The organism is Phaeodactylibacter luteus, from assembly GCF_007993045.1.
Lineage (GTDB): Bacteria > Bacteroidota > Bacteroidia > Chitinophagales > Saprospiraceae > Phaeodactylibacter > Phaeodactylibacter luteus.
Window position 1 is genome coordinate 1 of record NZ_VOOR01000090.1, and the last position, 7,887, is coordinate 7,887.

The 7,887-nt window shown below is 54.4% G+C and carries 7 protein-coding genes; 3 read left to right on the plus strand and 4 right to left on the minus strand.

Going from position 1 to position 7,887, the window contains the following annotated elements; genetic code table 11:
- The 3 genes from FRY97_RS21090 to FRY97_RS21095 form a co-directional block, all read right to left on the minus strand.
- Positions 1 to 295 (minus strand): hypothetical protein (locus tag FRY97_RS21090; RefSeq protein WP_147169608.1); only part of this gene is annotated, 295 nt, incomplete at its 3' end.
- 91 nt (positions 296 to 386) lie between these two features.
- Complete coding sequence (locus FRY97_RS23470; RefSeq protein ID WP_449430743.1) at positions 387 to 506, minus strand: MFS transporter small subunit; 120 nt, start codon at positions 504 to 506, stop codon at positions 387 to 389.
- 129 nt (positions 507 to 635) lie between these two features.
- On the minus strand, positions 636 to 2,054 hold the full coding sequence (locus tag FRY97_RS21095) for an L-lactate MFS transporter (protein ID WP_147169609.1): 1,419 nt from the start codon (positions 2,052 to 2,054) through the stop codon (positions 636 to 638).
- 275 nt (positions 2,055 to 2,329) lie between these two features.
- On the opposite strand from FRY97_RS21095, the gene FRY97_RS21100 reads away from it, so the two are divergent.
- The 3 genes from FRY97_RS21100 (at position 2,330) to FRY97_RS21110 (ending at position 7,146) form a co-directional block, all read left to right on the plus strand.
- Entirely contained in the window at positions 2,330 to 4,690 is a 2,361-nt protein-coding gene (locus tag FRY97_RS21100) for an FdhF/YdeP family oxidoreductase (RefSeq protein ID WP_147169613.1), read from the plus strand.
- A 231-nt stretch (positions 4,691 to 4,921) separates the two neighbouring features.
- Positions 4,922 to 5,926, plus strand: a complete 1,005-nt coding sequence (gene moaA / locus FRY97_RS21105) for a GTP 3',8-cyclase MoaA (RefSeq protein ID WP_147169610.1) — start codon at positions 4,922 to 4,924, stop codon at positions 5,924 to 5,926.
- A gap of 17 nt (positions 5,927 to 5,943) precedes the next feature.
- Positions 5,944 to 7,146 (plus strand): molybdopterin molybdotransferase MoeA, encoded by a 1,203-nt coding sequence (locus tag FRY97_RS21110; RefSeq protein WP_147169611.1) that lies wholly within the window; start codon positions 5,944 to 5,946, stop codon positions 7,144 to 7,146.
- A 3-nt stretch (positions 7,147 to 7,149) separates the two neighbouring features.
- Here the strand turns inward: FRY97_RS21110 and FRY97_RS21115 are convergent, their stop codons facing one another.
- Complete coding sequence (locus tag FRY97_RS21115; RefSeq protein ID WP_147169612.1) at positions 7,150 to 7,797, minus strand: hypothetical protein; 648 nt, start codon at positions 7,795 to 7,797, stop codon at positions 7,150 to 7,152.
- Positions 7,798 to 7,887: the final 90 nt, after the last annotated feature.

Sequence of the window (7,887 nt, forward strand, 5' to 3'; positions counted from 1 at the left end):
CCTCATCCCCCCCTTTTTGTTGCTCATACAGCCCCAGCCTCCAGCTTGCATCCTGCACATACCTTTGCCAGTTCTGAAGCCACTCGGCTTCTACCAAAGTCTTTGCACCAGCCCACTCCACAGGCGCCCCTTCGGCTTCCAAGGCCGCAGCATACTCCTGTGCAAGCTGCAGGGCTTCCTCCTGTTTCAGCTTACCACTTTCCACCAGTTTTTGCAGCTGATGATGGTGGAGGGAAATAGCCTGTTGCAAGCTGTTCGTCAGCTGCTGAGCGTATTGTTTTAACTGGTTGGGCATAACCATTGGCTTTATGAGGGCCTGTTGCTTTTTAGCACTGCAAAAGCAGGGGCTAGGCAGCAGGCTTGAGCAACTCGGGGTGAACTTATTCTCAATTGAACAAGGCCATAGATTTAATGAGAGTCTGCGTAATCCCCCAAAGCAAGGGGATCCCAACAAAAAGCCAGGCTAATAACGCCCCGGACGTCAGTTTACTTTCTTTCGTTGACATATTTCGTTTTTTTTCGCCAGCACAGGGCAAGACATTGATAATCAACAACAATACCTTGCACCTGTTCGGGCTTGGACACAATTAGTTCATAAAAACATTCCGAGCTTCAGCAGCTTTCGCCAGTCCGGCTCAAGCAGGCTTGGCCACGGGGCTGAAAGCGCCAGCTTCTTCTCCTTCCTTCATCATGTACTTTTCCTCTACCGGCTTGACCATGATGTTGCACACAAAGCCGACGAGCAAGAGCCCAGCCATGATGTACATCGTAATCGAATAAGCCTGGGCTGCAGGCAATTGTAAAGTTTCGATTTGATAGGCGCGGATATAATTGACCAGCACCGGGCCAAGGATAGCAGCCGCTGACCAGGCCAAAAGCAGCCGGCCATGAATGGCCCCCACCTGTGCAGTGCCGAACATATCGCGCAGATAGGCCGGGATAGTGGCAAAGCCTCCCCCGTACATGCTCATGATAACAGCGAAACAAGCGACGAAAAGGACGATACTGCCCATATTGCCAATACTCGGTACTGCGAAGTAGAGGACAGCGCCCAGCAGGAAAAAGACGTTATAAGTGTTTTTGCGCCCAATGCGGTCAGATAAGGACGACCAAAAGAAACGTCCCGCCATATTGAACAGGCTCAGCAGGCCCACAAAACCCCCTGCGGCGGCAGCAGAGACAGCAGCCTTCTCTCCTACAGATGCCACGCTGAACATCTCCTGAATCATAACCGAAGCCTGCCCCAGCACGCCGATGCCAGCAGTAACGTTCAGCATCAACACGCCAAAGAGCAGATAAAACTGAGGGGTGCGGATCGCCATATCAGCATCTACATGCCCCTTGGCCACCATATGCCGCTTGGAAGCTTTGGGCGGCGTCCAACCTTCCGGCTTCCAATCTTTTTGGGGCACACGGACGGTAAACACCCCAAACATCATGAACAGGAAGTAAATTGCCCCCATTATCAAGAAAGTCTCCCCTACCCCCGTTGAAGTAGCCGACTTAAAAGTATCCATCAGGGCTACGCTGAGGGGAGAAGCGATCATCGCGCCACCGCCAAAACCCATTATCGCCATGCCGGTCGCCATGCCCGGCCGGTCCGGGAACCATTTGATCAGCGTAGAGACAGGAGAAATATAGCCCAGCCCAAGCCCGATGCCGCCGATCACCCCGTGCCCCAGGTAAACCAGCCATATCTGATGCAAGTTGATCCCTAGCGCAGCAATGAAAAAACCGCCAGCAAAACAAAGTGCAGAAGCAAACATCGCTTTGCGAGGGCCTACCCGCTCAAGCCATTTCCCAAAAATAGCAGCAGAAGCCCCCAGCGTGAACAGCGCTATCGAAAAAATCCACCCCAGCGTAGTAAGCTCCCAATCAGACGGTGCGGATTCAGTGACCCCAATGATGCGGGTCATAGGTTTGTTAAATACACTGTAAGCGTAAATCTGCCCAATACAAAGGTGGATAGCCAAAGCAGCCGGCGGTACCAGCCAACGGTTGTAGCCCGGTTTGGCCACAGAGTGGTCTCGGTCCAGAAAGGAGAACAATGCCATACTATTTGAGTTTTTTTTGTGCTTCGGGCTTTCCACCAGATCATGCCTTTTATCTATGGTATCCGCCCGAATGCTCTTGTTTAAAGGATTCAAAATTTACTTCTACAAAGTAACCATATTGCAGAATTAAAAAATAAAACCATTTTCTCAAACCTTCCGAAGGTTTTGATAAAATAGCGTTATCTAGCCCTAGGCATTACTTTTACTTTTGTATAGTGCAAGGCTGTAGCTGCTTTGCCCGATAGCATAAATTTTTGAACGCAGCATATTTGACCATGGAAGAGAACACACCGAACGGCAATGGAATAGAAAACAAAGGGCACGATATTGTAGTAGCCTCACACGCGCCCACCCCCGGTGCACAGCCGCCGGAACGCTTTACGGGGCTCCGCCTAGGTGCAATAAAAGGCAAGGCCGCAGGCATCAAAGGGGTAACTACAGCTTTGGGCCATGCTGTAAAGTACATGGCGCCCGGGCAAGCGGTCAAGACCATGTTCCGGCTCAACCAAAAGGGGGGCTTCGACTGTCCGGGCTGTGCCTGGCCTGACCCCGACGATGACCGGTCTAAGCTCGGCGAATACTGCGAGAACGGCCTCAAAGCCATCTCAGAGGAAGCCCAAAAGAAAACCATTGGGAAGGATTTCTTCGCCAGCCATAGCATTCCTGAAATGCTGGAGTGGACCGACTACGAAATAGGCAAACAAGGCCGGCTTTCAGAGCCTATGCTGCTTCGGCAAGGCCAAAATCATTACGAGCCTATTTCTTGGGCAGAGGCCTTCCAACTGATTGGGCGCAAGCTCAATGCCCTCGATAACCCCGACCGGGCGGTGTTTTACACCTCTGGCCGGGCTAGCAATGAGGCCGCATTCCTTTATCAGCTGTTTGTACGGGAATACGGCACCAACAACCTTCCGGACTGCTCCAATATGTGCCATGAGTCTAGCGGGCAGGGGCTTTCCCAAACGGTGGGCATAGGCAAAGGCTCCGTAACCCTTACCGATTTCTATGAGGCAGAGGTCGTTATGGTCATTGGCCAAAACCCAGGCACCAACCACCCGCGCATGCTCTCTGCCCTAGAGCGCTGCAAAGAAAACGGCGGACAGATCATCACCGTCAACCCCCTGCCAGAAGCAGGGCTACAAAACTTCATCAACCCTCAGCGGCCCGGCAAAATACTCAGCGGCGGCACCAAACTGACCGACCTTTTCCTACAGGTCAAAATCAATGGAGACGTTGCCCTGCTCAAAGCGATCATGCTGCAGCTTTGGCACGAAGAGCAGCAAGCGCCAGGCACCGTGTTCGACTGGGAATTCATCCAATCTAAGACTACCGACTACGAAGCCTTTATTGAGGACTTAAAGACACACGATTTTGAAACCCTCGTAGAAGCCTCGGGTGTGCCGCGTGCCCAAATCAAGCAAGCGACGGCCATGATCCGCAACAAAAAGAAAATCATCATTTGCTGGGCAATGGGGCTCACGCAGCATGAAAATGGGGTGGAAAACATCCGCGAAGTAGTCAACCTCTTGTTGCTTAAAGGCAGCATCGGAAAGCCCGGCGCAGGCACCTGTCCTGTACGTGGGCACAGCAACGTACAAGGCGACCGGACCGTGGGCATATGGGAAGCCCCCAAGCCTGCTTTCCTTGATGCCTTGCAAGCCAACTTCGGCTTTGAACCTCCCCGAAAGCACGGTTATGCTGTAGTAGATGCCATCAAAGCGATGTACGAAGAAGAGGCTAAAGTGTTTTTCGCCTTGGGCGGCAACTTCCTTTCTGCCACCCCGGATACCGAATACACGGCCAAAGCACTGCAGCGGTGCGACCTTACTGTACATGTCTCTACCAAGCTCAACCGCAGCCACCTCATACACGGCAAAGAAGCGCTTATACTGCCCTGCCTAGGGCGGACCGACCAAGACCTGCAGGCCAGTGGGCAGCAGTTTGTCAGTGTAGAGAACTCGATGGGCGTAGTGCACAGCTCTCAAGGCGTCTTAGCCCCGCCATCCCCCCACTTGCTCAGCGAGCCGGCTATCGTGGCCGGAGTCGCACAGGCTACCCTCGGCAGCCGCTCCAAAATAGATTGGGCACATCTCGTGAGCGACTATGACAATATCCGGGAAGCGATTGAAAAGACTGTGCCAGGGTTCGACGACTACAACCGAAGGGTAAGGGAGCCCGGCGGCTTCTACCTGCCCAACGGAGCACGGGAGCAGCAGTTCAACACGCCTTCAGGCAAAGCGGTGTTCACCGTGAACACCGTGCCCGACAAAGCGCTGCGCGATGAAGAGTACATTATGATGACCATACGCAGCCACGATCAGTTCAACACGACCATCTACGGGCTGGACGACCGCTACCGCGGCATTTACAATGAGCGGCGCATCGTCATGATGCACCCTGAGGACATCAAATCTGCAGGGCTGAAAGCCGGGCAGGTGGTCGACCTGCATGGAGATTACAAAGGCGTGCACCGGGTAGCCCGGCAGTTCATTGTGGTCGCTTACGACATCCCGCGCCGGTGCATAGCTACCTATTTCCCAGAAGCTAATGTGCTCGTGCCAGTAGACGCTTACGCCAAAGGGAGCAAAACTCCGCTGTCTAAATGGGTAGCGGTTACGATACAGCCAGCAAGCTAGCTGGAAAAGTTGCGCCCAATTTGGTAATACCGGGCACAACCGGGGCAGTACGCCACAACCCGTACTGCCCTTCTTTCATTAGCCAAGCCATAGGATGGCCCCAGGCCGCTCAACGCAAACGCGAAAAATTTCGTTACTCCATAATGGAAAGTGTATATTGAGGCTAGCTCCCGGCTCCAACCGGTATGGACGCTCTCTATAAGCCGCCCGCAATGCATAAACCAAGTGACTATGAGCGCTAACCAATCTCTTTTTGACAACCACGGCCGGAAAATCAATTATGTCCGGCTAGCTGTAACAGACCGGTGCAACCTGCGCTGTTTTTACTGTATGCCCGAAGAAGGCATAAAGTATGTGGGCAGGGAGGAGCTCCTTTCTTATGAAGAAATGATCCGCCTGGTCTCTACCCTTGCGGAAATGGGCATTACTAAAGTGCGGGTGACCGGAGGGGAGCCTTTCGTACGCCGGGACATGATGAAGTTCCTGCAAGCCTTGTGCAGCACTCCCGGCATTGAAAAAGTGAACATCACAACCAATGGCACACTGACAGCCCCCCTTGTACCGGAGCTCAAAGCAATGGGCATCAGCAGCGTCAACCTTAGCCTCGATGCACTAGACCCCGCCCGGTTCTTTAAGATTACGCGCCGAGACGTCTTCCCTCAGGTCATGGACACCTTTGAAGCCCTTCTACACCACGGTATAGATACCAAGATTAATGCCGTGGTCATGGACGGGCAGAATACGGAGGACATCATCCCTATGGCCCTGCTGAGCAAAGACCACCCCGTGAGCGTCCGCTTTATCGAAGAGATGCCTTTTAACGGGGAGGGCAGCCACTACGAGCGGCTGGCCTGGAACCACCGGCGTATCCTTTCGCACCTGCAAGCGCATTTCCCGGACATCGAAAAAGTCCCAGACCCGCCCCACTCCACCTCTTACAACTATCAAATACCCGGACATCAGGGCACAGTAGGGATCATCGCAGCTTACAGCCGTACGTTCTGCGGCACGTGCAACCGCATACGCATCACCCCTAAAGGGATGCTGAAAACCTGCCTGTACGATGACGGAGTATTCAACATAAGGGATATCATGCGGGCGGGGGCCACGCAGGAGCAGCTGCGCGACACCTTCCTGCAGGCGCTCGGCAACCGGGCGAAGGATGGATGGGAGGCTGAAAAACAGCGCACGCTCAACCACCCTATACAAGAATCTATGGCCACTATTGGCGGCTAGCACTATTGACCTCTACTATGATCGACATCCAACAGGCAACAGAACTCGTACTTGCTTCTGCCCGGAGCTTTGGGACGGAAAAAGTGCCGCTGCAGGAGTGCCTCGGGCGCATCTTGGCTCAAGACATGGCTGCAGACCGGGACTTCCCCCCTTTCCATCGGGTCACTATGGATGGCATCGCAATTTTGGGGGAGGCCTACGAAAGCGGGCTGCGCACCTTCCCTTTGCAGGGCACTCAAGCAGCAGGAGCACCACAGCTTTCGCTGAACGATAAAGCGGGAGCCCTAGAAGTTATGACCGGTGCTATGCTCCCAGCTGGGGCAGATACGGTCATTAGGTACGAGGATGTTAAGATTGAACACGGGCAAGCAACTATTGTCGAGGGAGCAGCAGTAAAAACTGGACAGAATGTACATCTACAAGGGACAGACCGGCGGCAGAGCGACATCATTGTCAAAGCAGGGGCACCACTCTCTCCTGCGGAGCTGGGCGTAGCAGCAACAGTAGGCCTATCACACCTCTATGTGCAACGCATGCCACGTGCTGTCATCGTTTCCACTGGCGACGAGCTCGTGCCGGTAAGCGCAGCGCCCGCCCCTTATCAGATACGGACCTCCAACGCTTACACCATTCAGGCGGCCTTGCGGCAGTGGGGCGCGGCCGCTGAGCTGCTGCACATTTCCGATGAGCTGGAGGCGACCCGGGCAGAGCTGAAGCGGTGCCTGCAAGCTTACGACTTCATACTGCTGAGCGGGGGCGTTTCCAAAGGGAAGTTCGACTATGTGCCTGCAGCACTTACCGACTTGGGCGTAAAGAAACACCTGCATAAGGTAAAGCAGCGCCCGGGCAAACCTTTCTGGTTTGGGGAGCTGCCAGGGCAGTGTACTGTTTTTGCGCTGCCAGGCAACCCCGTATCCTCTTTTATGTGCACACAGCGCTACGTAGGGCCGTGGCTGCGGAAGTGCCTCGGGCAGCCTGCCTTTCCCGGCGCTTTCGCTATGCTGGACCGTGATTTCCACTTCCGGCCCGACCTCACTTATTTCCTTCAGGTGCGCCTATACAGTGATGCAGAGAGCGGCAGGCTCATGGCGTCCCCCGTTGAAGGCAAAGGGTCGGGCGACCTGGCCAACCTAGCGGATGCAGATGCCTTTCTCGAACTGCCGCGCGGGCAGGATACCTTTCCCAAAGGGGGCGTCTACCCCGTATACCGCTACCGTTGAGCCCTACTCCACTAGCGTATACACATTGCCGTTTTCGGAAATAGCGATCACTCCTTTCCCTGGCTGCAGATAAATCGCCAGGTTCCCTTCTGCCTTTTGCAGGACATCCGTGTACTGCCGGCCATTGAGCTCTACTGTGCTTACCTTGAGCAAGGGGCTGCTGAAGGGCACTTCGCTAGCCACAAAGCTACCGCTGAACCGCGGCACAATTGCGGTATTCCCCTGTATTGCAGGAGCCCCGGCAGAGTAACCGACCTGCAAGGCATCGTAGAAGTTTTCGGTATCCTCTTCGTGAAGGGCGGAGTACAACAGCAGATCAATGAGGTGGCGGTTATCATCAGAGACGAAGACATAGCGGCGATTGCCCGCTGTGTAAAACTCGCAGCTAGAGGGGCTGTTGTACCGGGCCTCCGTACAGATTGTGCGCACACAGACCTGATCTGTGCCCGCCTGCTCACCACGTGGGGCTGTAAAAGTGAGCTCTTGCCCATCGGCACGGGCAAAGGTGAGGGCCTCAGCGCCAGAATAGGGGAGGAAGCCCAATGCCTCCGGGCTTAGGCTAAGCGTGCCGACCTCTTCGTCGGGCGGGCACCGGCAGGCAGACATCGAAACCATCAGGAAGATAAAAAACAGGGCGAGTAAACGGGGCATGAGATTCCTTCTTTTGGAATATAACGCTAGAACCCCTTCGCGAGGTGCGGTACAAAGGATAAAAAAAGAGCCACCGTGCCCGGAAGCTCT